Source organism: Pseudooceanicola profundus (assembly GCF_054919315.1).
This window is the reverse complement of record NZ_CM142898.1, coordinates 2,405,824-2,429,754: the sequence shown is the minus strand read 5'-3', so window position 1 is coordinate 2,429,754 and position 23,931 is coordinate 2,405,824. Positions and strand designations below refer to the sequence as shown.

At 67.1% G+C, this 23,931-nt stretch carries 21 protein-coding genes; 6 read left to right on the top strand and 15 right to left on the bottom strand.

What is annotated here, in order from left to right:
- The 4 genes from ACX9MO_RS11105 to ACX9MO_RS11090 form a co-directional block, all read right to left on the bottom strand.
- A complete protein-coding gene (locus tag ACX9MO_RS11105; protein WP_462211878.1) occupies positions 1-1,449 on the bottom strand; it encodes an aldehyde dehydrogenase family protein in 1,449 nt (482 codons plus the stop codon).
- A 20-nt stretch (positions 1,450-1,469) separates the two neighbouring features.
- On the bottom strand, positions 1,470-2,846 hold the full coding sequence (locus ACX9MO_RS11100; protein ID WP_462211877.1) for an aminotransferase: 1,377 nt from the start codon (positions 2,844-2,846) through the stop codon (positions 1,470-1,472).
- A gap of 380 nt (positions 2,847-3,226) precedes the next feature.
- Positions 3,227-4,567: an 8-oxoguanine deaminase gene (locus ACX9MO_RS11095; protein WP_462211876.1), complete on the bottom strand. Its 1,341-nt coding sequence runs from the start codon at positions 4,565-4,567 to the stop codon at positions 3,227-3,229.
- Between the two features lie 210 nt (positions 4,568-4,777).
- Positions 4,778-5,767 carry an AraC-like ligand-binding domain-containing protein gene (locus ACX9MO_RS11090; RefSeq protein ID WP_462211875.1) on the bottom strand — a complete coding sequence of 330 codons (990 nt, stop codon included), beginning with the start codon at positions 5,765-5,767 and terminating at the stop codon, positions 4,778-4,780.
- Between the two features lie 416 nt (positions 5,768-6,183).
- Here ACX9MO_RS11090 and ACX9MO_RS11085 point away from each other — a divergent pair, with 416 nt between their 5' ends.
- A complete protein-coding gene (locus ACX9MO_RS11085) occupies positions 6,184-6,585 on the top strand; it encodes a GFA family protein (RefSeq protein ID WP_462211874.1) in 402 nt (133 codons plus the stop codon).
- A 279-nt stretch (positions 6,586-6,864) separates the two neighbouring features.
- Here the strand turns inward: ACX9MO_RS11085 and ACX9MO_RS11080 are convergent, their stop codons facing one another.
- Positions 6,865-7,326 carry a GatB/YqeY domain-containing protein gene (locus ACX9MO_RS11080; RefSeq protein WP_222493553.1) on the bottom strand — a complete coding sequence of 154 codons (462 nt, stop codon included), beginning with the start codon at positions 7,324-7,326 and terminating at the stop codon, positions 6,865-6,867.
- 311 nt (positions 7,327-7,637) lie between these two features.
- On the opposite strand from ACX9MO_RS11080, the gene carA reads away from it, so the two are divergent.
- Both carA and ACX9MO_RS11070 read left to right on the top strand, forming a co-directional pair.
- Positions 7,638-8,801: a glutamine-hydrolyzing carbamoyl-phosphate synthase small subunit gene (carA, locus tag ACX9MO_RS11075; RefSeq protein ID WP_222493554.1), complete on the top strand. Its 1,164-nt coding sequence runs from the start codon at positions 7,638-7,640 to the stop codon at positions 8,799-8,801.
- Between the two features lie 222 nt (positions 8,802-9,023).
- The gene (locus ACX9MO_RS11070; protein WP_462211873.1) at positions 9,024-10,958 is read left to right on the top strand and encodes a glycosyltransferase family 2 protein; all 1,935 of its coding nucleotides are present in this window, start codon (positions 9,024-9,026) and stop codon (positions 10,956-10,958) included.
- On the opposite strand, the gene ACX9MO_RS11065 is transcribed toward ACX9MO_RS11070, so the two are convergent.
- On the bottom strand, positions 10,909-11,556 hold the full coding sequence (locus ACX9MO_RS11065; RefSeq protein ID WP_462211872.1) for a GntR family transcriptional regulator: 648 nt from the start codon (positions 11,554-11,556) through the stop codon (positions 10,909-10,911). The genes ACX9MO_RS11070 and ACX9MO_RS11065 overlap by 50 nt on opposite strands.
- Before the next feature lie 110 nt (positions 11,557-11,666).
- On the opposite strand from ACX9MO_RS11065, the gene ACX9MO_RS11060 reads away from it, so the two are divergent.
- Positions 11,667-12,311: a pyrimidine 5'-nucleotidase gene (locus ACX9MO_RS11060; protein ID WP_222493557.1), complete on the top strand. Its 645-nt coding sequence runs from the start codon at positions 11,667-11,669 to the stop codon at positions 12,309-12,311.
- A gap of 257 nt (positions 12,312-12,568) precedes the next feature.
- Here ACX9MO_RS11060 and scpA read toward each other — a convergent pair whose 3' ends face one another.
- Together scpA and ACX9MO_RS11050 are read right to left on the bottom strand one after the other, a co-directional pair.
- On the bottom strand, positions 12,569-14,698 hold the full coding sequence (gene scpA, locus ACX9MO_RS11055) for a methylmalonyl-CoA mutase (RefSeq protein ID WP_222493569.1): 2,130 nt from the start codon (positions 14,696-14,698) through the stop codon (positions 12,569-12,571).
- Positions 14,670-15,617, bottom strand: a complete 948-nt coding sequence (locus tag ACX9MO_RS11050; protein WP_462211871.1) for a hypothetical protein — start codon at positions 15,615-15,617, stop codon at positions 14,670-14,672. The genes scpA and ACX9MO_RS11050 overlap by 29 nt, the downstream gene beginning before the upstream one ends.
- Positions 15,618-15,786: 169 nt before the next feature.
- Between ACX9MO_RS11050 and ACX9MO_RS11045 the strand changes: the two genes are divergently transcribed.
- Entirely contained in the window at positions 15,787-16,281 is a 495-nt protein-coding gene (locus tag ACX9MO_RS11045) for a DUF4174 domain-containing protein (RefSeq protein ID WP_222493573.1), read from the top strand.
- Between the two features lie 130 nt (positions 16,282-16,411).
- Here the strand turns inward: ACX9MO_RS11045 and ACX9MO_RS11040 are convergent, their stop codons facing one another.
- From ACX9MO_RS11040 to ACX9MO_RS11010, 7 genes are all read right to left on the bottom strand, one after another.
- Positions 16,412-18,457 (bottom strand): acetyl-CoA carboxylase biotin carboxylase subunit, encoded by a 2,046-nt coding sequence (locus ACX9MO_RS11040; protein ID WP_462211870.1) that lies wholly within the window; start codon positions 18,455-18,457, stop codon positions 16,412-16,414.
- 191 nt (positions 18,458-18,648) lie between these two features.
- Positions 18,649-18,861: a hypothetical protein gene (locus ACX9MO_RS11035; protein ID WP_222493577.1), complete on the bottom strand. Its 213-nt coding sequence runs from the start codon at positions 18,859-18,861 to the stop codon at positions 18,649-18,651.
- Positions 18,862-19,255: 394 nt separating this feature from the next.
- Positions 19,256-19,666: a hypothetical protein gene (locus ACX9MO_RS11030; RefSeq protein ID WP_462211869.1), complete on the bottom strand. Its 411-nt coding sequence runs from the start codon at positions 19,664-19,666 to the stop codon at positions 19,256-19,258.
- 114 nt (positions 19,667-19,780) lie between these two features.
- Positions 19,781-19,921, bottom strand: a complete 141-nt coding sequence (locus ACX9MO_RS11025; protein ID WP_222493580.1) for a hypothetical protein — start codon at positions 19,919-19,921, stop codon at positions 19,781-19,783.
- A gap of 217 nt (positions 19,922-20,138) precedes the next feature.
- The gene (locus ACX9MO_RS11020) at positions 20,139-20,525 is read right to left on the bottom strand and encodes a DUF6497 family protein (RefSeq protein ID WP_462211868.1); all 387 of its coding nucleotides are present in this window, start codon (positions 20,523-20,525) and stop codon (positions 20,139-20,141) included.
- A gap of 7 nt (positions 20,526-20,532) precedes the next feature.
- Positions 20,533-20,901, bottom strand: coding sequence for a hypothetical protein (locus ACX9MO_RS11015; RefSeq protein WP_222493584.1), 369 nt, complete (start codon positions 20,899-20,901; stop codon positions 20,533-20,535).
- 4 nt (positions 20,902-20,905) lie between these two features.
- Positions 20,906-22,438, bottom strand: coding sequence for an acyl-CoA carboxylase subunit beta (locus ACX9MO_RS11010; RefSeq protein ID WP_222493586.1), 1,533 nt, complete (start codon positions 22,436-22,438; stop codon positions 20,906-20,908).
- Between the two features lie 190 nt (positions 22,439-22,628).
- On the opposite strand from ACX9MO_RS11010, the gene ACX9MO_RS11005 reads away from it, so the two are divergent.
- On the top strand, positions 22,629-23,852 hold the full coding sequence (locus tag ACX9MO_RS11005; protein WP_222493588.1) for a multidrug effflux MFS transporter: 1,224 nt from the start codon (positions 22,629-22,631) through the stop codon (positions 23,850-23,852).
- The last annotated feature ends 79 nt before the right edge of the window (positions 23,853-23,931 follow it).

The following is a 23,931-nucleotide window of genomic DNA, read 5'->3' as shown; positions in this document are numbered from 1 at the left end:
TCAGCCCTCCACCGGGCGCGCACCCAGCACGGCCTTCACTTCGAGGAAATCGCGCATCCCGAATTCGCCCAGCTCGCGCCCGTTGCCGGACTGCTTGTAGCCGCCGAAGGGCGCGTTGAAATCGAAGGGCGGGTTGTTGAGGAAGATGCGCCCCGCCCGCAGCCGGTCGGCAAGCGCATTGGCCCGGCCCACGTCGCGGGAATAGATATAGCCCGCAAGGCCATAGTCGCTGTCATTGGCGATCTCGACGGCCTCGTCCTCGTCCGCATAGGTCAGCACCGAGAGCACGGGGCCGAAAATCTCCTGCCGGGCGATCTCCATGTCGTTGGTCACATCCGCAAAGATCGTGGGCCGGACATAGAAGCCGCGGTTCAGCCCCTCGGGCTTGCCGAGGCCCCCCAGCACCAGCGTCGCACCCGCGTCGATCCCCTTGCCGATCATCGCCTGCACCCGGTCGTATTGCGCGACATTGCTGACCGGCCCCATGGTTGTCGTGGCCTCGGTCGGATCGCCGACGACGACATTGGCGGCCCCGGCCACCAGCCGCGCCAGCATCTCGTCCTTCAGCGCCTCGGGCACCAGCATCCGGCTGGGGGCGATGCAGCTTTGACCCGAGTTGATGAAGATCCGCGCCAGCCCGTCCGTCACGGCCAGGTCGAGGTCCGCATCCGCCAGCACGATATTGGCGGATTTGCCGCCCAGTTCCTGATGCACCCGCTTGACCGTGGGGGCCGCGTCGATGGCCACCTGCACGCCCGCCCGGGTCGAGCCGGTGAAGGAGACCATGTCGATGCCCGGGTGCTTCGAGATCGCGGAGCCCACGTCCGGCCCGGTGCCATTCACGAGGTTGAAGACCCCCGGCGGCACGCCCGCCTCCTCCAGCACCTCGGCCAGCAGCAGCGCCGAGAGCGGCGAGATCTCGGACGGCTTCAGCACCACGGTACAGCCCGCCGCCAGTGCCGGGGCCAGCTTGGTCACGATCTGGTTCAGAGGCCAGTTCCACGGCGTGATCAGCCCCACGACGCCGATCGGCTCCAGCCGCAGGCGCGAGGTCTCGGCCATGCCCTGCCCCTCGGGGGCAAAGTCGAACCCGTCGAGGATGTTCGCCGCCTCGCGGAAATAGGTGATCGAGGCGCCGGTCTGCATCCACATGGAGAGATCGCGGGGGGAGCCCATCTCCATGGTGACGAGGGCGGCCAGTTCCTCCTGCCGGGCCTCGAAGACATCGGCGATCCGGCGCAGCAGCATGGCGCGGCCCCGCTTGCAGGTGGCGGCGAAGGCCGGGAAGGCCCTCCGCGCGGCGGCGACGGCGCGGTCCACGTCCTCTGGCGTGCCGGCGCCGACGCGGGCGACAACCTCCTCGGTGGCGGGGTTCACGACGGGGATGGACTGCGGGCCGGTGGGGGCAACCCACAGGCCGTCGATATAGAAGAGAGCTTTGTCGGGCATTCGGGTCCGGTCTCGGAAGTTCAGATCACGCCAAAGGCCTTGGCCGTGGCATCAAGCGCCTCCCGGGCGATGTCGAACACCTCGTCCAGCTGGGACTCGGTGATGATCAGGGGCGGCATGAGGCTCATCGTATCGCCATTGGCCCGGAAGGCCAGACCGCGTTTGCCCGCCTCCTCGGAACAGAAGGCCCCGATCCTCGCCTCGTAGGGGTAGGCCGCGCGGGTTGTCTTGTCGCGGACGATCTCCATCCCGCCCATCAGGCCCACGTGGCGGATGTCCCCGATCAGCGGATGATCGGCGAAACTCTCCATTTTCGCGGCGAAATAGGGCGCCAGCGTCTGGCCCGCCCGGCTGACGATGCCCTCCGCCTCGAGGATGCGGATGTTTTCCAGCGCGGCGGCGCAGCTGGCCGGGTGGCCCGAGTAGGTGTAGCCATGCGCCCATTCGCCGCCCCGGTCGATCAGCACATCCGCGACCCGGTCCGACAGGACACAGGCCGAGAGCGGCATGTAGCCCGAGGTGATCGCCTTGCCGAGCTGCATCAGGTCGGGCTGGATGCCGTAGTAGTCCGCGCCAAACCACTGCCCGGTGCGGCCAAAGCCCATCACCACCTCGTCGAGGACGAGGAGCACGTCGTACTTGCGACAGATGCGCTGGATCTCGGGCCAGTAGGTCATCGGCGGGCAGATCGCCCCGCCCGCGGATTGGGCAGGCTCCGCCACGAAGGCCGCGACATTCTCGGGGCCGAGTTCGAGGATCTTCTCCTCAAGCCAGCTGGCGGCGAGGCGGCCGAAGTCCTCCTCCGTCATGTCCGGGCCGTTGCGATACTGGTAGGCCGTCCTGATCCGGTGGACCGAAGGCAGCGGGATGTCTCCCCCGGCCCCGTGCATCGGCAGGATGCCGGTCAGCGAGGCCGCCATGTGGGTCGAGCCGTGGTAGGCCAGTTCGCGGGCGATCAGCAGGCGCTTCTCCGGCTGGCCCTTCAGGTCCCAGTAGCGGCGCACGGCGCGCACGGCGGTCTCGTTCGCCTCGGAGCCGGAGCACTGGAAGAAGACGTGGTTCAGGTCGCCCGGCAGCATCTGCGAGAGCTTCTGCGCCAGCAGCACCGCCGCCGGGTGGGTCGTGTTGAAGAACGACTGGCAGTAGGAGAGATCCTGCATCTCGGCCGCGACGGCCTGCACGATCTCGGTCCGGCCATAGCCAAGGTTCACGTTGCCGAGCCCGGAGAGCCCGTCGATCATCCGGTTGCCGTCGCTGTCCCACACATGGATGCCCTCGGCGTGCATCGCCACGCGGGCGCCGGTCTGGCGCAAGGCGGCATGGTCGGTGGAGGGATGCATGTAATGGGCGCGGTCGAGAACCTGCCATTCCTGCGTGTTGCGCTGCGGGCTGTTCATGGGGTCATCCGGATTGCACCGCCCGGTAAGCGCCGGTGCTTCGGACGGATGCGGCAGTGTCCCATCGGCACCGGCGGGGGGCCAGATGGCGGGCTGGGACGGGACCGCGGCAAAACTTGTCCGCCCGTGCGGGGGATGTCTGGCGGGGGGCCCGCGGGCTGTGTGCAACAGGGACATCCAGCAGCCCCCGGGAGCGGCCACGGCACCTGTCCTCACCGCACCAGAGTGCCCACATCAAAATGACGTCCCGCCCGGCCGCAGGCCGGGCAGCGCCGACCCGCCCCCCTGGGGCGGCGCTTATGCGCCACCCCGCGGGACGGCGCTGCCCTCCGTGTGGGTCACAAGCGTTGCACCAGACAGGTCAGCTCATGCCCGCCCCCTCACACCGCCTCCAGAAACGCCCGCGCAGCCGCGCCATGCTCTTCGCGCAGCCGCATCAGATCCACGCCCACCGGCTGGCCATCCACGACCCGCCAGTCGCCGCCCACCATCACCCGGTCCGCCGTATGCGCCCCGCAGAGCACCAGCGCCGCCAGCGGGTCCCCCGCCCCGGAGAAGCGCAATTCGTCCAGCGTGAAGAGCGCCAGATCCGCCTGATACCCCACCGCGATCTTGCCGATATCCCTGCGCCCGAGGCAGTGCGCCGAGCCCTCGCTTGCCCAGCGCAGCACATCGTGATGGGTCACCGCCGCCGCGCCATAGGTCAGCCGCCCCAGCAGCAGCGCCTGCCGCACGCCTTCCATCATGTTGGAATTGTCGTTGGAGGCAGAGCCATCCACGCCCAGCCCCACCACGGCGCCAGCGGCCTCCAGGTCCTTCGTCCGGCACTGCCCCGAGGCCAGCAGCATGTTGGAGGTCGGACAATGGCAGACCCCCATCCGATGCCGCCCTATCCTCTCGATTTCGCCCGCGTCGAAGTGGATGCCATGGGCCAGCCAGACCCGGTCCGACAGCCAGCCGACCTCTTCGAGGTAATCGAGCGGACGGCAGCCGAAATGGTGCAGGCAGAAGTCGTCCTCGTCATGGGTCTCGCCCAGATGGGTGTGCAGGCGGCAATCGTGTGTCTCGGCCAGCAGGGCCGTGTCCTTCATCAGCTGTTTCGTCACGTTGAAGGGCGCGCAGGGCGCCAGCGCCACCGTGGTCATCGCCCCGTGAGAGGTATCGTGGTAGCGCCCCAGCACCCGTTCGCAGTCCGACAGCACCGTGTCGTAGTCCTGCATCAGGCGCTCATCCGCGATGCCACCCGACTTGGTGCCAAGGTTGATCGCCCCCCGCGTCAGCGCCACCCGCATCCCCAGCGTCGCCGCTTCCTCGGCCTCGATATCCACGGCATCGGGCATGTCGGCGGCAAAGACGAAGAGGTGATCCGAGGCGGTGGTGCAGCCCGACATCAGCAGCTCGGTCAGCGCCAGCCGTACCGCAAGGCGGAACCTATCCCGGTTCAGGTGCTGCCCCCAGAGCGGATAGAGCGCCTTGAGCCAGGGAAAGAGCTCCTTGTTGATCGCCTCCGGGTGGGCGCGGGTCAGGGTCTGGAAGAAATGGTGATGGGTGTTCACGAGGCCCGGCAGGATGACATGGCGCGACGCGTCAAAGACCTCGTCCACGGGCGCGGCGGGCCCCTGCGCGCCGACCAGTTCGGCGATCCGCCCGTCCTCGACCACCAGCCCGCCCGGGGCGGCATCGGCCAGCATGGCCAGCGGCGACTTGATCCAGAGGCGCATGGGGAGCTCCGTTCAGTGGGGCGGTCAGGACAGACCGGCGAGACCTGCCCCGGACCGCCGCGTTTCCAGCGGATTAGACAGCCCGCCCGGCGCCACAGCCAGAGCCGGAACATGGCCGCCCCTGCGGGAAAGGTTGACCGTCAGCGGAGGGGCTCGGCCACCCCGCGCGCCCGGGCGAGCGCCCGCTGCAGGGCGCGGCGCTCCTGCCGCTCAGTGCAGCTGGCTCTTGCGGAATGCCCGCGGGGAAATCCCGTAGCGGGCCCGGAACGCCCGGCTGAAGTGCGAGAAATCCTTGAACCCCCGCTTCAGGGCAATGGTGGTGATCGGCAGCCCCTGCTGCAGCGGATCGCAGAGATCGGCGCGGATGCGGTCCAGCCGTTGCAGCTTGATCCACTGAGCCACCTGATGCGGTTCGCCCTCGAAAAGCTCGTACAGCGAGCGCAGAGAGATCTGCTGGGCCTGCGCGATGGCGGCGGGGGTCAGGTCCGGATCGTCGAGCTGGGCGAGGACATGGGATTTCACCCGCCCCAGCTGCGCCTGCCGCCCGGCCGAGAGCGGCACACCCTCCCCCAGACCGGAAAGCGCGGTGGCCAGCAGGTCGATTACATGGGCCTCGATCCGCCCGGCAAAGGCCTGTGCCTGCCCCTCCTGCCCCAGATCGCAGAGCGTGGTGGCAAAGTCATAGAGGAAGCGGCCCGGCAGGGTTTCCGCGGGGATCGGGCGCGCGATCAGCAGGTCGATCCCCGGCACCCGGTCGCGCAGCGCCTGCCGCGGCACCTTGAGCGAGAGCTGCCGGTAATGCCCCTCGAAGAGCATGCGGTAGGGCTGCCGGCTGTCATAGAGCAGCATGGTGCGCGGGCGGGCGATCACGTCGCGCCCGCCCTGCGCGAAGGCGGTGGTACCCTCGACCTGCAGGTTCACCTCGTACCAGTCGTCGCCACTGGCGATCTGCGCCTCGGTGCGCGACACCTCGATATCGGTCGAGACGATATCCGCCAGCGTAACGCGCCCGAACTCCTGCCACGAGATGCGACCATAGAAGCCCTCGCCGCTGGCCCGCCGCACCTGTGTCGGCGGGAACAGCGTGCTGGTGGCATGGCGCCAGAACTCCAGCCGTTCACCGGGCGCGATGCCCTCGGTGCGCAGCAGGTTCCAGCCATGGGCCGGGCGGGCCCCGGCGGCACTGAGGGCCTCGGTCATACAGGTCTCCGATCCGGCCCGGGAGTGGGGCCGGCAGTCATGTCGTCCGTGAGTGATGCTGTACGCGAGGGGCCATCGAAATGCGGGCCCCCGCGGTGCGTTCCGGCGCCAGACGCTTTCGTCCCTTGCAGCCGGCCTTGTCCCTTCAGCGTAGGAACCCGGTTTCGACCCTGTCAAGCAAGCCGGCACGGAGCCCGGCCCCCGCCGCCGCGTCACGCTGAAAATTTGACCGCTGACCAGAGAGAGGCCGCCGGTACGGCCACTGCACCAGGGGGCAGGCAGCCCTGCCGGCGCGCGCGGTGGCCATGCCTGCGCCCGCACCTTCCTCAAGTCCCCGATCCGCACCCGGCCCACATGTTCCCGGCCCTTGTCCCTGTGCCCGTGGCGGGTATCCTCGCCCCCGACAGGAGACACCAATGACCGAGATCCACGGCAGTTGCCACTGCGGCCAGGTCCGCTTCCGCCTCGCCCGCGCCCCGCAAGAGGCGCGCACCTGCAACTGTTCGCTCTGCCGGCGCCGCAACGCCATCATGGCGACGGTCCCCATCGAGGAACTGACGCTCGACACCCCGTGGGAGGCGCTCAGCGAGTATCGGTGGAACACCGGCGTCGCGCGGCACTTCTTCTGCCCGACCTGCGGCATCTACACCTTCCACCAGCGCCGCTCGGACCCGACGCAATACGGGGTGAACGCCACCTGCCTCGAAGACTTCGACATCGCCACGCTGGAAATCAGCCACGGCACCGGCGGCCCCACGATGTCGGTGACCGAGGAGGCCCACAGGCAGGGCCGCAGCGGGCCGGTCCTGTCGGAATGAGCGTCCCGCCGGTCCGCGGTCACGTAACCCGTACCCGGACGCCCTGTCCCGCTCGGTCACGCAGCCATCCGACGGCAAATGGCGCGGGCGAGATGACCGTCAGGTCCGACAGGCTCAGGACCGCCTGAACGAAAAAGGACGCCCGAAGGCGTCCCTTGTCTTGTTCTCGCTCTTGTCTTGATCGGACCCTGTCCCGCGCCCTGTCATGCCCCTGATCCGGACCGACAGCCCGCACTTGGCTGGCAAATGGCTGGCAAGCGAGCGGTCACAGGCCGTCTCTCAGGCGGTGAGGCGCCCCTTGACCTGCGGACCCACGGACCCGAAGTCGATCTGGCCGGTGTACTTGGACTTGAGCGAGCCCATCACCTTGCCCATGTCGCGGATCGAATCCGCGCCGGTTTCCTTGATCGCGCATTCGATCGCCTTGGCGACTTCCTCGTCGCTGAGCTGGCGCGGCAGGAATTCCTCTATCACCTCGATCTCCGAGCGCTCCTGCTCGGCGAGGTCGATGCGACCGCCTTCCTCGTAGACCCGGGCGCTTTCCTGACGCTGGCGGGACATCTTGCCGAGGATCGCGAGAACCTCTGCATCCCCGACCCCGTCCTCGTTGCCGTCGCCGCGGGCCTCTATATCCTTGTCCTTGATGGCAGCGTTGATCAGTCTCAGAGTGGAGAGCCTGTCTGCTGCCCGATCGCGCATAGCCTGTTTCAGGGCCGAATTGACCCGTTCACGCAGTTCCATACATCCCATCCCCATGGCAAAATCGGAAGCCCCACCCTACTCGAAAGGCATGGCTCCGGCAACCAATTGCGGCAGCGCAGCACGGCAGCGGGGCCGCGGACCCGTCAAAAGCCGGCCGCAAGCAGGCCGCGAAAGCCCCGCAAAACATGGGTTATCAAGGGCTTGCCCCCGGTCAACCCGTGCAGCCGCGCGCCCTTACACGCCGCAATGCAGCAGGGTCAAGTTCCAGCCGCGCCTCCCCTTGACCCTCCGGGCACTGTTGCATAGTTTCGCGCCAATTTGCCGCCCCTCACCATCGCCGGAGAATCTCCATGCCCCATACTTATGGAAAGAAGCCGACTGCCTGCCTCGCACTGGCGGACGGGACCATCTTTTACGGCAAGGGCTTCGGCGCGACCGGAGAGACCCAGGCCGAGCTCTGCTTCAACACCGCTATGACCGGCTATCAGGAGATCATGACCGATCCCTCCTATGCCGGGCAGATCGTGACCTTCACCTTCCCGCACATCGGCAACGTCGGCGTCAACGCCGAGGATGACGAGACCGCCGATCCGGTGGCCGCGGGCATGGTGGTGAAATGGGACCCGACCGAGCCGTCGAACTGGCGCGCCGCCGAACGCCTGAGCGACTGGCTCGCCAGCCGCGGCCGGATCGCCATCGGGTCCATCGACACCCGCCGCCTGACCCGGGCGATCCGCCAGCAGGGCGCGCCCCATGCCGCCCTCGCCCATGATCCCGAAGGCAACTTCGACATCGCCGGCCTCGTGGCCCGCGCCCGGGGCTTCGCCGGCCTCGAAGGCATGGACCTCGCCAAGGAGGTCACCTGTGCCCAGTCCTACCGCTGGGACGAGACCCGCTGGGCCTGGCCCGACGGCTTCGGCAAGCAGGAGGCCCCGCGCCACAAGGTCGTCGCCATCGACTACGGCGCCAAGCGCAACATCCTGCGCTGCCTCGCCTCCGCCGGCTGCGACGTGACCGTGCTGCCCGCCACCGCGACCGCCGAGGACGTGCTGGCCCACAATCCCGACGGGCTCTTCCTGTCGAACGGCCCCGGTGACCCCGCCGCGACCGGCGTCTACGCCGTGCCTATGATCCAGGACGTGATGGCCAAGACCCAGATCCCCGTCTTCGGCATCTGCCTCGGCCACCAGATGCTGGCCCTCGCGCTCGGTGCCAAGACGGTCAAGATGAACCACGGCCACCACGGGGCGAACCACCCGGTGAAGGACCTCGAAACCGGCAAGGTCGAGATCACCTCGATGAACCACGGCTTCGCGGTCGACAGCCAGACCCTGCCCGAGGGGCTGAAAGAGACCCATGTCTCGCTCTTCGACGGCTCCAACTGCGGCATTCGCATGACCGACCGGCCGGTCTTCTCGGTGCAGTACCACCCCGAGGCCAGCCCGGGCCCGCAGGACAGCTTCTACCTGTTCGAGCGGTTCGCCGCCTCGATGGACAACGCGAAGGTCAGCTGACCTCGAATTTCGCCCAGATTTTCGCCCAATGCTGCCGGGCGCGCGTTAACCAGAAGCCCCCATATTTGGGGGCTTCTTCGCGTTCGGCCTCCACGCGCGGTACAGGACGCTCCCTCGGACCTCTGACCCGGATCGGCCATTAAGGCCTCCTTTACCATCCGTTTGCGTTTAATTAGCCAAGACAGCGCCTGATCCTCTGCGGTTCATCTGCGGAGACGGGTCATGGCACCGACCGAATTAAAGCTGATAGAGACAGGTCGCGGCGCTGCGCAGCTGCATTCGTTCAGCCGGCGCCTGATCACTGAGGGCGGGCTCACGGCCTCCGACGTGATCCGTGTCCGCCAGAAGCTGACATGGCAGAGGTCCGATTTCCAGACATTGCTACTGCGCGAGACCGCCCTCCCCGAAACCAAGCTGCTTGAGATCACCGCGGCGCACTACGGGCTAACGCTCTGGCGACCGGACTCGGGCTGCGTGACGGACCTGCCGGAACTGCCGGTCCGATTATGCCTCAAACACTGTTTCATGCCGTATCTGGAAACCGAAGGCGCGCTCGTCCTCGTCACGCCAGACCCCGACCGCTTGCTTCGCATGGGCTGCGACCTGCCCGCCAGTTGCCGCAGCCTGCCGCTGCGCATCGGGGCGCGGCAGGCGATACGGGAGGCCCTGTCCAGGCACCATCGCGGGGCACTGACCGACGCCATGAGCACCCGCACGCCAGCCGAGTTGAGTTGCCGGACATGGCAGGACAAGGGCCGTCGCCGCAAGTTCTATGCCATCGGAATGCCCGCAGTGCTGCTGGCGGGCCTCGGCATCCTGCCTGGGGCGCTCTTCACCGCACTCACAGTCTGGGCGCTCTTCACGCTGGTGCTGGCCGCCGGGCTGCGGGCCTCGGCTCTGATCGCCTGGGCCATCGCGGCACGGCGCGCCCCGGACGACCCGCTGCTCAACTGCGATCCCGCGTTAACAGCGGTTCCGCAAGATGCGAAACTGCCGATGATCTCGATCCTCGTGCCGCTGTTCCGGGAGGCCATGATCGCGGAGACCCTTCTCATTCGGCTTCAGAAACTCGACTACCCCCGCGGACTGCTCGAGATCGTACTTGTTCTCGAGGAAGATGATACCCTCACCCGCGAGACCGCGGCACGGACCGCCCTGCCACCGTGGTTCCGGCAGGTCGTGGTGCCGCGCGGATCGCCCCAGACGAAACCGCGCGCCATGAACTATGCTCTCGACTTCTGCGAGGGCGAGATCATCGGCATCTACGACGCAGAAGATGCCCCCGACCCAGATCAGTTGATGAAAGTCGCCCTGCACTTTCAGGCCGCCGCGCCGCAGGTTGCCTGCCTGCAGGGGGCGCTCGACTACTACAACCCGCGCCAGAACTGGATGGCGCGCTGCTTTACCATCGAATATGCGACGTGGTTCCGGCTGATCCTGCCCGGCTTCGCGAGGCTGGGCCTTGGTCTCCCCCTCGGGGGGACGACGCTTTTCATCCGCAGGCAGGTGTTGGAGGAGATCGGCGCGTGGGATGCGCATAACGTGACCGAGGATGCAGACCTCGGGTACCGGCTGTACCGACGTGGCTACAAAACCGAGATCCTGCAGAGCACCACGCGGGAAGAGGCAAACTGCTTCCCGATCCGCTGGATCAAGCAGCGCTCACGATGGCTCAAGGGCTACATGGTGACCTATCTCGTCCACATGCGCCAACCGGCGCGGCTCCACCGCGAACTGGGGACTTGGCCGTTCCTTGGATTCAACGCGCACTTCGTCAGCGCGCTGTCCCAATTCCTCCTGGCGCCGGTGTTCTGGTGCATGTGGTTCATCCCCTTCGGCCTGTCACATCCTCTGCAACGTATGACGGACGAGGGTCTCTTTCAGGTCTTCGTCTACAGCTTCTTCACGTTCGAGGCCTTCTTTGCCCTCGTCAGCCTGATCGCCGTCTCGGGCCCGGCCCACCGGCACCTGGCCCCGTGGGTGCCCAGCCTGATGCTCTATTTCCCGCTGGGATGTCTCGCGGCCTACAAGGCGCTCTTCGAACTGGTGGTCATGCCCTTCTACTGGGACAAGACCCAGCACGGCCATTCCGCGCCGCGCCCGGCGCTCAGTTTCCGGTCGTCCCGATCTCGCCGCTGTCGATCTTCAGACGGGTGATGAAGGCCTTGGAGATGTGATCGCGCAGCGCGGCGGAGGCCTTGGCCTCGTCCCGCTCCGAGATCGCCTGCACGATGGCCTCATGCTCCGCCAGAGCGGTGGCATCGCGCCCCTCGGCGGCCAGCGAAGTTGTCGCCAGCAGGGCCATGGTCCGGTGCACGAGGTCGAGCTGCTGCACGAGGTAGCGATTGTGCGAGGCGAGGTGCAGCTGCTTGTGGAACCGCTTGTTGGCCCGCGACAGCGCCTTGGGATCGCCGATCAGGGTGCGGTCCTCGTCGACCATGTCGAAGAGCACGCGGATCTCCTCGGGCGAGGCATGGCGCGCGGCGAGACCGGCGGCCAGCCCCTCGAGCTCGGCCCGCACGGCATAGAGCTCGGCCAGCTGCGAATGATCCAGCGAGGCCACGATCAGCGAACGCCCGTCCCGGGTCAGCAGCGACTGGGTCTCAAGCCGTTGCAACGCCTCGCGGATCGGCGTGCGCGACACGCCGAAACGCTCTGCCAGCTCGCTTTCCACCAGCCGGTCGCCCGGGCGGTAGAGCCCCACGTCGATCGCCTCGAGGATGAGCGTATAGGCATCCTTCTGAGCCGGCTTCATGGGGCGTTTCTCTCTGATCGTTCCGTCCATCGGGGCACGTTAGTGCGCCGCCGCGTCAGGGGCAAGGCGACAGCTTGTCCAGCCCCGCGCCCGGGCGTATGGTCCGGCCCATGGCAAAAGATGCATTCACCCACGTCACGACCTGGGTTTTCGACCTCGACAACACGCTCTATCCCCCCGCCGCCCGGCTCTTTGACCAGATATCGGCGCGGATGACGCAATACGTGATGGACGCGCTGAAGGTCGATGCCGCCGAGGCCGACCGCCTGCGCAAGCTCTACTGGCGCGAGCACGGCACCACGCTGGCCGGGCTGATGCGCCTGCATGACGTGGACCCCGGGCCCTACCTGACCCATGTGCACGAGATCGACATGAGCCACCTCGAGGTGGACGTGCAGCTGGCCGAGGGCATCCGCGCCCTGCCCGGCCGCAAGATCGTCTACACCAACGGCTGCGCGCCCTATGCCGAGCGGGTCATCGCGGCCCGCGGGCTGAACGGGCTTTTCGATGCGGTCTACGGCGTGGAACATGCCGATTTCCTGCCCAAGCCCGAGGCCGGCGCCTTTGCCAAGGTCTTCGAGCTGGACGGGGTCCAGACCGAGACGGCGGCGATGTTCGAGGACGACCCCCGCAACCTCGCCGTGCCCCACGGGCTGGGGATGCGCACCGTCTATGTCGCAGAGGAGCCGATGGAGGCGGAACATATCCACTTCCACACCGATGACCTCGCGGGCTTCCTGCACCGGCTGACCTGAGCGAACCGCGACCGGGATCGGAGCCCCATCCCCCGGTTATGGCAGCCTGTCACAGCAGCCGGTCATCGCAGCCAGTCGGCAACGACCTGTCACGTCAAAGGGCGGCCCGCGTCTCGCGCAGGCCGCCCTTCTCTTGTCCCGTCGCCATTGCAAGGCGTCTTCCTCCCGGTCCTACCCGTTTTCTTCGAAGAAAACGGACCGGAAAATGCGCATTTTCCGGACAGGGCCGCCACTGGGGTGGCCCTGCCGGGCGAGGCTCAGCCGCGGGCTTCGCGGATCAGCTTCAGGATGTCCTGCGCCGCCTGCGGGATGTTGGTGCCGGGGCCGAAGATCGCCTTCACGCCGGCTTTCTTGAGGAAGTCGTAATCCTGCTGCGGGATCACCCCACCGCAGATCACGAGGATATCCTCGGCGCCCTTCTCCTTCAGCGCGGCAATCAGCTGCGGAGCCAGCGTCTTGTGGCCAGCCGCCTGCGACGAGATGCCGACCACGTGCACGTCGTTGTCGATGGCATCCTGCGCGGCCTCGTCCGGGGTCTGGAACAGCGGGCCCACGTCCACGTCGAAACCGATGTCGGCAAAGGCCGTGGCGATGACCTTGGCCCCTCGGTCGTGGCCGTCCTGCCCCATCTTCACCACCAGCATCCGCGGGCGGCGGCCTTCGACCTCGGCGAAGTCCTCGACCGCCTTCTGGATCGCGGCAAAGCCCTCGTCGCCCTCGTAGGCGGCCCCGTAAACCCCGGCGAGGGTCTTCACCTCGGCCCGGTGACGTCCGAATTCCTTCTCCATCGCCATGCTGATCTCTCCAACGGTGGCGCGGGCGCGCGCGGCTTCGACCGCGGCCTCCAGCAGGTTGCCTCCCTCGCGCGCGCGGCGCGTCAACTCGTCCAGCGCCGCATCGCAGGCCGCCTGATCGCGGGTGTCGCGGATCGAGGTCAGCCGGGCGATCTGGCTTTCGCGGACCTTCACGTTGTCCACGTCGAGGATGTCGATCGGGTCTTCCTTGTCCTTACGGTACTTGTTGACCCCGACGATCACCTCCTGTCCCCGGTCGATCATCGCCTGCCGGGTCGCCGCGGTCTCCTCGATCCGCAGCTTGGGCATGCCCGAGGCCACGGCCTTGGTCATGCCGCCCATCTCCTCGACCTCCTGCATGAGGGCCCAGGCCTTCTCGATCAGCTCGGCGGTCAGGCTCTCGACGTAGTAGGAGCCTGCCAGCGGATCCACCACGTTGGTGATCCCGGTCTCTTCCTGCAGGATGAGCTGGGTATTCCGCGCGATCCGGGCCGAGAAGTCCGTCGGCAGGGCGATGGCCTCGTCCAGCGCGTTGGTGTGCAGCGACTGGGTGCCACCGAGGACCGCCGACAGCGCCTCGTACGCCGTGCGGATGACGTTGTTGTAGGGGTCCTGCTCCTGCAAGCTCACGCCCGAGGTCTGGCAGTGGGTGCGCAGCATCTTGGAGCGTTCGGACTTGGCGTCGAACTCCGTCATGACGCGGTGCCAGAGCGTCCGTGCCGCGCGCAGCTTGGCGGCCTCCATGAAGAAGTTCATGCCGATGGCGAAGAAGAATGACAGCCGGCCCGCGAACTTGTCCACGTCCATGCCGGCCTCGATCGCGGCCTTCACGTATTCGCGCCCGTCCGCCAGCGTATAGGCCAGCTCCTGCACGAGGTTCGCGCCCGCTTCCTGCATGTGGTAGCCGGAAATCGAGATCGAGTTGAACCTGGGCATCTCGTTCGAGGTGTACTCGATGATGTCCGAGATGATCCGCATCGAGGGTTCGGGCGGATAGATGTAGGTGTTGCGGACCATGAACTCCTTGAGGATGTCGTTCTGGATCGTGCCCGCCAGCAGCGCCTTGTCGTGGCCCTGCTCCTCACCGGTGACGATGAAGGAGGCCAGGATCGGGATCACCGCGCCGTTCATGGTCATCGAGACCGAGACCTGATCGAGCGGGATGCCGTCGAAGAGGATCTTCATGTCCTCGACACTGTCGATCGCCACGCCGGCCTTGCCCACGTCGCCCACCACGCGGGGGTGGTCGCTGTCATAGCCGCGGTGCGTCGCGAGGTCGAAGGCGACCGAGACGCCCTGCTGACCGGCGGCGAGGTTGCGGCGGTAGAAGGCGTTCGATTCCTCCGCCGTGGAGAAGCCCGCATATTGCCGGATCGTCCAGGGCCGGCCCGCGTACATCGTCGCCTTCACCCCGCGGGTGAAGGGGCCGAAGCCCGGCATCGTGCCCATGTGCGGCAGCTCGGCCGTGTCCTCGGCGGTATAGATCGGCTGAACCGGAATTCCTTCCAGCGTGTCCCAGACGAGGCTGTCGGGGCTTTTGCCCTTCAGCTCCTTCTCGGCCAGGTTACGCCACGCGTCCTTCGTCTGTGCCATGTGCTTGTCCTCTTGTCTCTCGCCGCGCGGCGGATGTTGTCCCCGCCTGCCGCGCCTCCTTCTGTCTGACCAGGAATGTCCCGGCCCAATCCTCCTGCACCAGCCGCGCAAGGCCGTCGGCCCCGGCGCGCAACCAGTCGAGATCCTGCCTGTAGGCGGCCTCCAGCGCCGCCCGCTGGCTGTCGTCGAAGAGCCGCCAAGGCCCCTGCCCCCCGGGCAGCCGCGCCGGATCGGCACCGCGATCCCTCAGCGCGCCGCGCAGGGCGGGCAGGTCGGGGCGGCGGTGCAGCCACTCCCGCGCATGGGTCAGCGGCGGCAGCACGGCATGGCATGCCATGTGCCACAGGCGTGTTTCCGGCAGCCCGGCATAGGTCTCATGCGGCAGCACCAGTACCTCGGCCCCGCCAGCCGCCACCGCGATATCCGTGATCACCGCGCGCCAGCCGCGCGGCTGGGTTACCAGCCGGTCCAGCAGGGCGGCGTCGGGCAGGCGGTGGCCCCGCATCACCGCGAAGGCGAGGCAGGATTCCCAGTACGGCGCCTGCGCCCGGATCGACAGCGCGATACGCCGGGGCCGGCACCCGAAGGCAGCGACGTGGCGCGCGATCCGCTCGCCCGCGTCACGGTAGAGCGTGGCCTCGCGCAGGTTGGCGCGGGGCGCGCCCAGCATGTTCTCGTCGGAGACGATCAGCCACCGGACACCATCACGCCGCGCAGCCTCGAGGTTGAGGGCGATCCGCCCCCGCGCCCGCGCGGCCCCCGGCCCGCCGTTGACACCCGCCAGCAGCCCGCGCCGGGTCCGCGGCGGGCCCCAGACACCGATGCCATGGCCCGCCAGCTGCGCGGCATTGCCTGCCAGATAGGCCTGAAACGTGGTGGAAGCGGTGCGATGCGCCCCCGCGTGCAGGATGATCTCCATTCCTCTGCGCCCCTTCTGCTGCCGCGCCCGGAGGGCGACGGTCCGTCCCCGCAACCCTGCGCGGGGAGACGTGAGAAGAGGCTTAACCTGCGGATTTGTCGCAATGTCACAAAGGATTTTCGTAGTATTTTCGTGGTCTGCGCTTATATCCGGACGGACAGGAGGGGCCATGACATCAGTGAAGACATGCCTAAGCGCCCTGTTGCTCGTGCTTGCGCCGCTCGGTGCCGCCGCGCAGCAGGCGACCAGCGTTCCCGACGCGGCGGCGCCGGACGCGCCCGTGGAAACCCCAGTGGAAGAGAGCGTGTTCTGGACCGGCGAGACACCGGACCTCGACAGCTTCCTCTGGGAAAAACGCCCCGTGGTGGTCTTTGCCGACACGCCCAATGACCCGCAGTACCGGCGCCAGATCGAGAACCTCCAAGAGCGCCCGGCCGAACTGCTGGACCGCGATGTCATCGTGCTGACCGATACCGATCCCGCCGCCAGCGGCCCGCTGCGGCGCAAGCTGCGCCCGCGCGGGTTCAACGTGGTGCTGATCGACAAGAACGGGCAGGTCACGCTGCGCAAGCCGCAGCCGCTGACCGTGCGCGAGCTGTCCGCCACCATCGACAAGACGCCGCTGCGGCGGCAGGAACTGCAGGAACGGCGGCTGCTGCAATAGGATTGCAGCGCCCCCGGACCCGCGAGTTCAGGGCCAGCCAGTTCAGGACAAGCCAGTTCAGGACCGGCCATTCCGGGCCGTCCGGCCCACGGGGCACAGGGCCCCGCAGGCGGTATGACGGCCCCGAAGATCACTCGAATTCCATGATCACGTCGTCGACCGCGAGGCTTGCGCCCGCAGCCGCGTTGATCTTGGTCACCACGGCCTTCTTCTCGGCGCGCAGGATGTTCTCCATCTTCATCGCCTCGATGGTGCAGAGCGGCTGGCCTTCCTGCACCTCCTGCCCCTCTTCCACGTCGATCTTCACGACGAGGCCCGGCATCGGGCAGAGCAGCATCTTGGAGGTGTCGGGCGGCAGCTTCTCGGGCATCAGCCGGGCCAGTTCGGCCTGACGCGGCGTGCGCACGTGGACCTTCATGTCGGCCCCGCGCATCCGCACCGCGAACCCGCCCGAGATGTAGGAGACCTTCATCACCAGCGGCGCGCCTTCGACCGTCATCTCGGCCAGCTGGTCGCCCGGGGTCCAGTCGCCGGCCACCCGCAGCGCGGTGCCGTCGTCGAAGGTCACCGTCGCGCCGTCGGGCGAGGCATCGACCTTCACGTCGAAGCTGGCGCCCTGAAGCGCGACGTTCCAGTCGTCGCCCACCTGACGCTCGTGGTTGCCCATCCGGCCCGAGATGCGGGTCTTGCGGATCTCGGCCACGCGGTTCATCGCGGCACAGGCGGCGGCCACGCGCTTCAGCTCGGCCTCCGGTAGGGTCACGCCGTCAAAGCCCTCGGGGTATTCCTCGGCGATGAAGGCCGTGGTCATGTCGCCGGAGACGAACTTCGGATGGTCCATCACGGCGGCGAGGAACGGCAGGTTGTGCCCGATGCCCTCGACCTCGAACCGATCGAGCGCGATGCGCATCGCCTCGATCGCCGCCTCGCGGGTCGGCGCCCAGGTGCAGAGCTTGGCGATCATCGGGTCGTAGTACATTGAGATCTCGCCGCCCTCGTAGACGCCGGTGTCATTGCGCACGGCCGTGTCGCCCGCGGGCGCATCGCCCTGCCACTTGCCGTTCACCAGGAGCGGGCCGGCGGCCTGCTCCTCGGGCGGACGGTAGCGGGTCAGGCGACCGATGGAGGGCAGGAAGTTGCGATAAGGGTCCTCGGCATAGAGCCGGTTCTCGATCGCCCAGCCGGTCAGGGTGACGTCGTCCTGCGTGATGGTCAGCGGCTCGCCGCCCGCGACGCGGATCATCTGCTCGACAAGGTCGACACCGGTGATCAGCTCGGTCACGGGGTGTTCCACCTGAAGGCGGGTGTTCATCTCGAGGAAGTAGAAGTTCTTGGACCCGTCGACGATGAATTCGACCGTCCCGGCAGAGGCATAGCCCACGGCCTTGGCCAGTGCGACGGCCTGTTCGCCCATCGCCTTGCGGGTCTCCTCGTCGAGGAAGGGAGAGGGTGCCTCTTCGACGACCTTCTGGTTCCGGCGCTGGATCGAGCATTCCCGCTCGCCCAGGTAGATGCCGTTGCCGTGGCTGTCGCAGAGCACCTGGATCTCGATGTGGCGCGGCTGGGTGACGAACTTCTCGATGAAGATCCGGTCATCGCCGAAGGAGTTCGCGGCCTCGTTCTTGGAGGACTGGAAGCCTTCGCGTGCCTCGGTGTCGTTCCACGCGATCCGCATGCCCTTGCCCCCGCCGCCGGCGGAGGCCTTGATCATCACCGGATAGCCGATCTCGCCGGAGATCTTCACCGCCTCCTCGGCGTCCTCGATCAGCCCCATGTAGCCGGGCACGGTGGAGACACCGGCCTCCTGCGCGATCTTCTTCGAGGTGATCTTGTCGCCCATGGCCTCGATGGCCTTGACCGGCGGGCCCACGAAGGCCACGCCCGCGGCCTCCAGCGCCTGCGCGAACTTGGGGTTCTCCGACAGGAAGCCGTAGCCCGGGTGCACCGCCTGCGCGCCGCTCTTCTTGATCGCCTCCATGATCTTGTCGATCACGATATAGGACTGGTTCGCCTGGGGCGGGCCGATGTGGATGGCTTCGTCGGCCATGGCAACGTGCAAGGCGTTGCGGTCGGCGTCGGAATAGACGGCCACGGTGCTGATGCCCATCTTGCGCGCGGTCTTGATGACGCGGCAGGCGATCTCGCCCCGGTTGGCGATCAGGATTTTGTCGAACATGTCATGCCCCTTCCCGGTCTTGGTTCGTGTCCCGGCCCGGCGCCACTGCGCCCGGCGTGGTGTGTCCTGCCCTCCGGAGACCCGGCCAGCGGGCACCCGTTAGACGCGAAAACGCCACCGCGGCAGGCACCGCGATGGCGTTCGGATTTTGTCGTGCAGGACCGGGTTCCGACCGGGGGGCCGGAGCGCGATCAGTTGCAGCGATGCGGATACTGGTTGCAGTAGGCGACGTTGGCCGCAGCACCGACGAGGGCGCCGGTTGCCAGGCTGCCACCCGCGACGGCCGAGCCTGCACCGCCGACACCGGCGCCGAGGACGGCTTGTTCACCGAGCGTGTCGCCACAGGCTGCGAGGCCGCCCAGAAGTGCGGTTGCCAGGATCCATTTCTTGCTGTTCTTGAGCATCGTATCTCACCCCAAATGTTTGCGTATCTGGGGGATAGAACACGCGAACGCACCGCCGGTTCCATAGCTTTGATCACGACGCGGCGGGAAACCGCCGCAGCCCGGCGGGCCACCGGCGTGAAGCCGCCACGTGACGTGGCAGGAGCGGAGTACCCGCGCGGGATGTCCGGGAAAAAGGCGGGCGGCCGGTTGTTGGGGGAACCGGGCCGCCCATAAGGGGAAGGGTAACGGTATAGACACGCCGCTGGACGCAGGTCCTGATCGGACAAGGAAAACCGCCCTGCAGCATTCTTGATGCTGCCCGTCAGAATCGCTCCCGCCAAGATTGAAATGCGGGGCGCAACTGCGTGGGCCATTCCTTGCCGGAAAAGGGGGGTCAGCGGCAGATTCACGCCTATTCCTCCCCGTCTTCGTCGTCGCCCCAGTCGTCATCCTCCTCGTCGTCCCAGTCTTCGGCGTCATCCGCGAAGACATCGGGGAAGGACCGGCGCGCCACGGCTTCGTCGATGACGAGCAGCGCATCGTAGCTCTTGGGATCGAAGGGATCCTCCACGGCCACGACCTCGCGGCCGAAGAGCCACGACAGGCGACCGGCGTCGAGGTTGCCGCGCTCGAAAGGCTCGGCGCCGAAATGCTCCCAGAGCGCCGCCATGAAGCCTGCATCCGCACGGCGATCGGCGGCCTTGCGGTCACGATACCGTTCCCGTTTGGTGATCGGGGTCACGCCCTTGGGGTTGGCGCGGCGGATGGTGAACTGGAAATCCGTACCGGGCAGACGGCCCGGGAAGCCACGATGCTTGATCATGCTGCACCTCCAGACATCAGGAGGGCGGAGATCGGCAGACCGGAAACCAGTCGCGCACGGGCCTGCTTGATCGGGTCCGGCCGCAGGGCCGGACCCGGTGTCTTCACACGCGGCTTACTTGTACTTGCCGGTGTAGACGGGTTCCATCGAGATCGGCTCGGGCTGGACCACGACGTATTCTTCCTCCGGCTGGGCACAGGCGCCTGCGACGGCGACCAGACCGAGAACGAGGATGCTCTTGATGCTCTTGGACATCCAATACTCCTGCTTCGTTGCTGGGGCGGGTAGTCCGCGGCCTCTGGGGCCCGGAACCCCGACCACGGGTTTGAGGTCACATGATCGCGACCTTCCGACAACATAGCGGAGTTCGGGCAAATTTCATATCCGGCACACAGCGTGCCTGCGGCCTGTGGTGGTAAAGCATCATCCCGCCGGGGGGCCCGGCAGGGTCTCTCAATATGTGGTGCGGTCATCAGAACATCTCCCAGATGCAGCGGCCTTCTTCGAGGCGGAACGCCTCGAAATACTGCGTCACATCGGGCGCCGAAACACCGAAATCAACCGCGTCGGAAGCAAGCGAGATGATCGCCTGTCCGGGCAGGTCCCCCTGCCCCGCCGCCCAGGGCAGAACCTGCCCCTCGCAGAGCGCGGCAAAGTCGCCTTCGACCCGGTCATAGGCGGCATCGGTCAGCCCGTCCGCCACGTATCTGAACCGGACGACGCCCCCCTCCGAGGCGTCGTCCAGCCTGATCTCCTGCAGATGCAGGGTCAGACCGGAGGGAACGGTCGGGGCGTCCTCCTGCCCCGCGACCGGTGCCGTCGCCCAAAAGAGGGCCCCTCCGAGAACGGCAGATGTCATGGCGGCCCTAAGCATCGGACCGCTCCCCGTCACGGCGTCCACGACCGGCGTGGCGCACCCACCGCGCGCGATGCGCGGGGCTGGCCAGCAGCGCGGCAACCGCCTGCTCGGCCGCGGCGCGTCCGAACGCCCCGTCGACCCGCCCGCCGGCGGTGACCCGCAGGCCCTCGCCCGTATCCTCGACCCGCACCACCGGCGAAAAGCCGCGCAGATGCTGCAGCGCGCGCCACAGGTCCTGCCGGACCTGGTGCGCGATCGCGGTCTTCGACCCGCCCGGCAGACGCGTTTCCGCCTGCAGGTCGAAGCGCGCGGGCAGTTGGCGCGCCAGTGTCAGCGCGCCGTCCTGCCGCAGGATATGCCAACGGGTCCGGGACATGGGATCAGAGCGGGATGTTGTCGTGTTTCTTCCAGGGGTTCTGCAGCTTCTTGCCACGCAGGCTGGCAAAGGCCCGCGCCACGCGCCGCCGGGTCGAGCGGGGCTGGATCACCTCGTCGATGAAGCCCTTCTCGGCCGCGACGAAGGGGTTGGCAAAGCGGTCTTCGTAGTCCTGCGTGCGGCGCGCGATCTTCTCGGCATCGCCCAGTTCGGAGCGATAGAGGATCTCGGTCGCGCCCTTGGCGCCCATCACCGCGATCTCGGCGGTGGGCCAGGCGTAGTTGAAATCGCCGCGCAGGTGTTTGGAGGCCATCACGTCATAGGCGCCGCCATAGGCCTTGCGGGTGATCACGGTCACCTTGGGCACCGTCGCCTCGCCATAGGCGAAGAGCAGCTTGGCCCCGTGCTTGATGACGCCGCCGTATTCCTGACCGGTGCCCGGCAGGAAGCCCGGCACGTCGACGAAGGTCAGGATCGGGATCTCGAAGGCATCGCAGAAGCGCACGAAGCGTGCCGCCTTGCGGGAGCTGTCGATGTCGAGGCAGCCCGCCAGCACCATCGGCTGGTTGGCGACGATCCCCACCGTCTGACCTTCAAGGCGGATGAAGCCGGTGATGATGTTCTTGGCGTAGTCTTCCTGGATCTCGTAGAAATCGCCCTCGTCCGCGACCTTCAGGATCAGTTCCTTCATGTCGTAGGGGGTGTTGGCGTTGTCCGGGATCAGCGTGTCGAGGCTGGCCTCGATCCGGTCCACTTCATCGAAGAAGGGACGCACCGGCGGCTTCTCGCGGTTGTTGAGCGGCAGGAAGTCCACGAGGCGGCGCACTTCGGCCAGCGCCTCGACGTCGTTCTCGAAGGCGCCGTCCGCGACCGAGGATTTCTTGGTGTGGGTCGACGCCCCGCCCAGCTCCTCGGCGGTGACGACCTCGTTGGTCACGGTCTTCACCACGTCGGGGCCGGTGACGAACATGTAGGAGCTGTCCTTCACCATGAAGATGAAGTCGGTCATGGCGGGCGAATAGACCGCGCCGCCGGCACAGGGGCCCATGATGACGGAAATCTGCGGCACCACGCCCGAGGCGAGCACGTTGCGCTGGAAGACCTCGGCATAGCCCGCGAGCGAGGCGACGCCTTCCTGGATGCGGGCCCCGCCCGAGTCGTTCAGGCCGATGACCGGCGCGCCGTTCTGCACGGCCATATCCATGATCTTGCAGATCTTCTGGGCGTGGGTTTCCGACAGCGACCCACCGAAGACGGTGAAATCCTGGCTGAAGACATAGACCATGCGGCCGTTGATCGTGCCCCAGCCGGTGATGACACCGTCGCCGTAGGGGCGATCCTTCTCCATGTCGAAGTCGGTGCAGCGATGGGCCACGAACATGTCGAATTCCTCGAAACTGTCCGCATCCAGCAGCAGCTCGATCCGCTCGCGCGCGGTCAGCTTGCCCTTGGCATGCTGCGCCGCGATGCGCCGTTCGCCGCCACCCAGCCGCGCAATCTTGCGGCGATCGTCGAGTTCCTGAAGAATATCCTTCATGATGGGTCCCCATGGCTCTAGTGCGATTTTCCGGGACCATAGTGGAGCAGCGCGCGCGCTCAAAGAAGAATCCGGCATATTTGCAAATCATTGGCAATGCGGCTTTTGCAAATTGCAAAGATGCAAAGTCGGCCCGTGCCCGCGCCTACAGGGGATAGACAAGACGCCAGCCGCGCCATACGAGAATTGCATGACAGACGCATCTAAATCGCGGTACCTCGACCGGCGTTCAGCGCCGCATATCTCGACCCTGATCCTGATGGCCGGGGCCTCGGCCATGGCGATCAACCTCTTCCTGCCGTCGCTGCCCGCGATGGCGGTGCATTTCGGGGCTGAGTATTCCGTGATGCAACTGGCGGTGGCGCTCTTCCTCGCCACCAATGCGGTGATGCAGATCTTCATCGGCCCGCTTTCGGACAAGTTTGGGCGCCGCCCGGTGGCCCTTGGCGGGATCGCGCTCTTCTGCCTTGCGACGGCGGGCTGCCTTGCGGCGCCGAACATCACGGTCTTCCTGATCTTCCGCATGATGCAGGCCACCATCGCCGCCTCGCTGGTGCTGTCCCGTGCCGTGGTGGGCGACATCTACTCCCGCGACAAGGCCGCCTCGATGTTGGGCTATGTCACCATGGGCATGTCGCTGGTGCCGATGCTCTCGCCGATGATCGGCGGCTTCCTCGATCAGACCTTCGGCTGGCAGGCCTGTTTCTGGGCCCTGCTGCTGATGGGGCTGGGACTCTTCACCGTGGTCTACCTCGATCTCGGGGAGACCAAGGAAAGCAGCGGACTGACCCTCGTCCAGCAGTTCCGCGAATACCCCGAACTGCTGACCTCGCCGCGGTTCTGGGGCTATTGCATGGCCTCCGCGCTCTCGGCCGGGGCGTTCTTCGCCTACCTCGGCGGCGCGCCCTACATCGGGACCGAGATGTATCACCTGACGCCCGCGGTCTTCGGCATGTTCACCGGGGCCCCGGCCATCGGCTACTTCGTCGGCAACTTCACCACCGCGCGGATGGCAGCGAAGGTGGGGGTGAACCTGCTGATCATCTGGGGCTCGGTCATCATGGCCTGCGGCCTTGCAGGGTCGATCCTGCTGCACGCGATCGGGCTGGGCGGGCCCTTCGTCTTCTTCGGGGCGATGATCTTTGTCGGCATGGGCAACGGGCTGACCATGCCCAATGCCACCTCCGGGATGCTCTCGGTCCGGCCGCACCTTGCAGGCACGGCCTCCGGCCTCGGCGGGACGATCATGATCGGCGGCGGCGCGATGCTCTCGATCCTCGCGGGCGTGCTGCTGCAGGGGGCCGAGGCGCCCTTCCCCCTGCTCTGGCTCCAGATGGGCTGTGGCCTCGCGGGGCTGGTGGCGATCTACCTCGTGATCCGGCGCGAAAAGAGCCTTGCCGCCGCCGGCCTGTGACCGCGGCTACGACGGCAGCTACAACGGCGGGCGCGACAGCCATTGCGACCGCAGGCAGGCCGTCAAAACAGCTTGTTAA

Excerpts from the sequence above, each read along its gene's own strand:
- ACX9MO_RS11040 (WP_462211870.1), bottom strand. The coding sequence starts at position 18,457 with ATGTTCGACAAAATCCTGATCGCCAACCGGGGCGAGATCGCCTGCCGC.
- ACX9MO_RS11070 (WP_462211873.1), top strand. The coding sequence starts at position 9,024 with ATGGCACCGACCGAATTAAAGCTGATAGAGACAGGTCGCGGCGCTGCG.
- ACX9MO_RS11105 (WP_462211878.1), bottom strand. The coding sequence starts at position 1,449 with ATGCCCGACAAAGCTCTCTTCTATATCGACGGCCTGTGGGTTGCCCCC.
- ACX9MO_RS11035 (WP_222493577.1), bottom strand. The coding sequence starts at position 18,861 with ATGCTCAAGAACAGCAAGAAATGGATCCTGGCAACCGCACTTCTGGGC.
- ACX9MO_RS11065 (WP_462211872.1), bottom strand. The coding sequence starts at position 11,556 with ATGAAGCCGGCTCAGAAGGATGCCTATACGCTCATCCTCGAGGCGATC.
- ACX9MO_RS11005 (WP_222493588.1), top strand. The coding sequence starts at position 22,629 with ATGACAGACGCATCTAAATCGCGGTACCTCGACCGGCGTTCAGCGCCG.
- ACX9MO_RS11050 (WP_462211871.1), bottom strand. The coding sequence starts at position 15,617 with ATGGAGATCATCCTGCACGCGGGGGCGCATCGCACCGCTTCCACCACG.
- carA (WP_222493554.1), top strand. The coding sequence starts at position 7,638 with ATGCCCCATACTTATGGAAAGAAGCCGACTGCCTGCCTCGCACTGGCG.
- ACX9MO_RS11015 (WP_222493584.1), bottom strand. The coding sequence starts at position 20,901 with ATGTCCCGGACCCGTTGGCATATCCTGCGGCAGGACGGCGCGCTGACA.
- ACX9MO_RS11085 (WP_462211874.1), top strand. The coding sequence starts at position 6,184 with ATGACCGAGATCCACGGCAGTTGCCACTGCGGCCAGGTCCGCTTCCGC.
- ACX9MO_RS11010 (WP_222493586.1), bottom strand. The coding sequence starts at position 22,438 with ATGAAGGATATTCTTCAGGAACTCGACGATCGCCGCAAGATTGCGCGG.
- ACX9MO_RS11045 (WP_222493573.1), top strand. The coding sequence starts at position 15,787 with ATGACATCAGTGAAGACATGCCTAAGCGCCCTGTTGCTCGTGCTTGCG.
- ACX9MO_RS11080 (WP_222493553.1), bottom strand. The coding sequence starts at position 7,326 with ATGGAACTGCGTGAACGGGTCAATTCGGCCCTGAAACAGGCTATGCGC.
- ACX9MO_RS11020 (WP_462211868.1), bottom strand. The coding sequence starts at position 20,525 with ATGACATCTGCCGTTCTCGGAGGGGCCCTCTTTTGGGCGACGGCACCG.
- ACX9MO_RS11095 (WP_462211876.1), bottom strand. The coding sequence starts at position 4,567 with ATGCGCCTCTGGATCAAGTCGCCGCTGGCCATGCTGGCCGATGCCGCC.
- ACX9MO_RS11030 (WP_462211869.1), bottom strand. The coding sequence starts at position 19,666 with ATGATCAAGCATCGTGGCTTCCCGGGCCGTCTGCCCGGTACGGATTTC.
- ACX9MO_RS11090 (WP_462211875.1), bottom strand. The coding sequence starts at position 5,767 with ATGACCGAGGCCCTCAGTGCCGCCGGGGCCCGCCCGGCCCATGGCTGG.
- scpA (WP_222493569.1), bottom strand. The coding sequence starts at position 14,698 with ATGGCACAGACGAAGGACGCGTGGCGTAACCTGGCCGAGAAGGAGCTG.
- ACX9MO_RS11100 (WP_462211877.1), bottom strand. The coding sequence starts at position 2,846 with ATGAACAGCCCGCAGCGCAACACGCAGGAATGGCAGGTTCTCGACCGC.
- ACX9MO_RS11025 (WP_222493580.1), bottom strand. The coding sequence starts at position 19,921 with ATGTCCAAGAGCATCAAGAGCATCCTCGTTCTCGGTCTGGTCGCCGTC.
- ACX9MO_RS11060 (WP_222493557.1), top strand. The coding sequence starts at position 11,667 with ATGGCAAAAGATGCATTCACCCACGTCACGACCTGGGTTTTCGACCTC.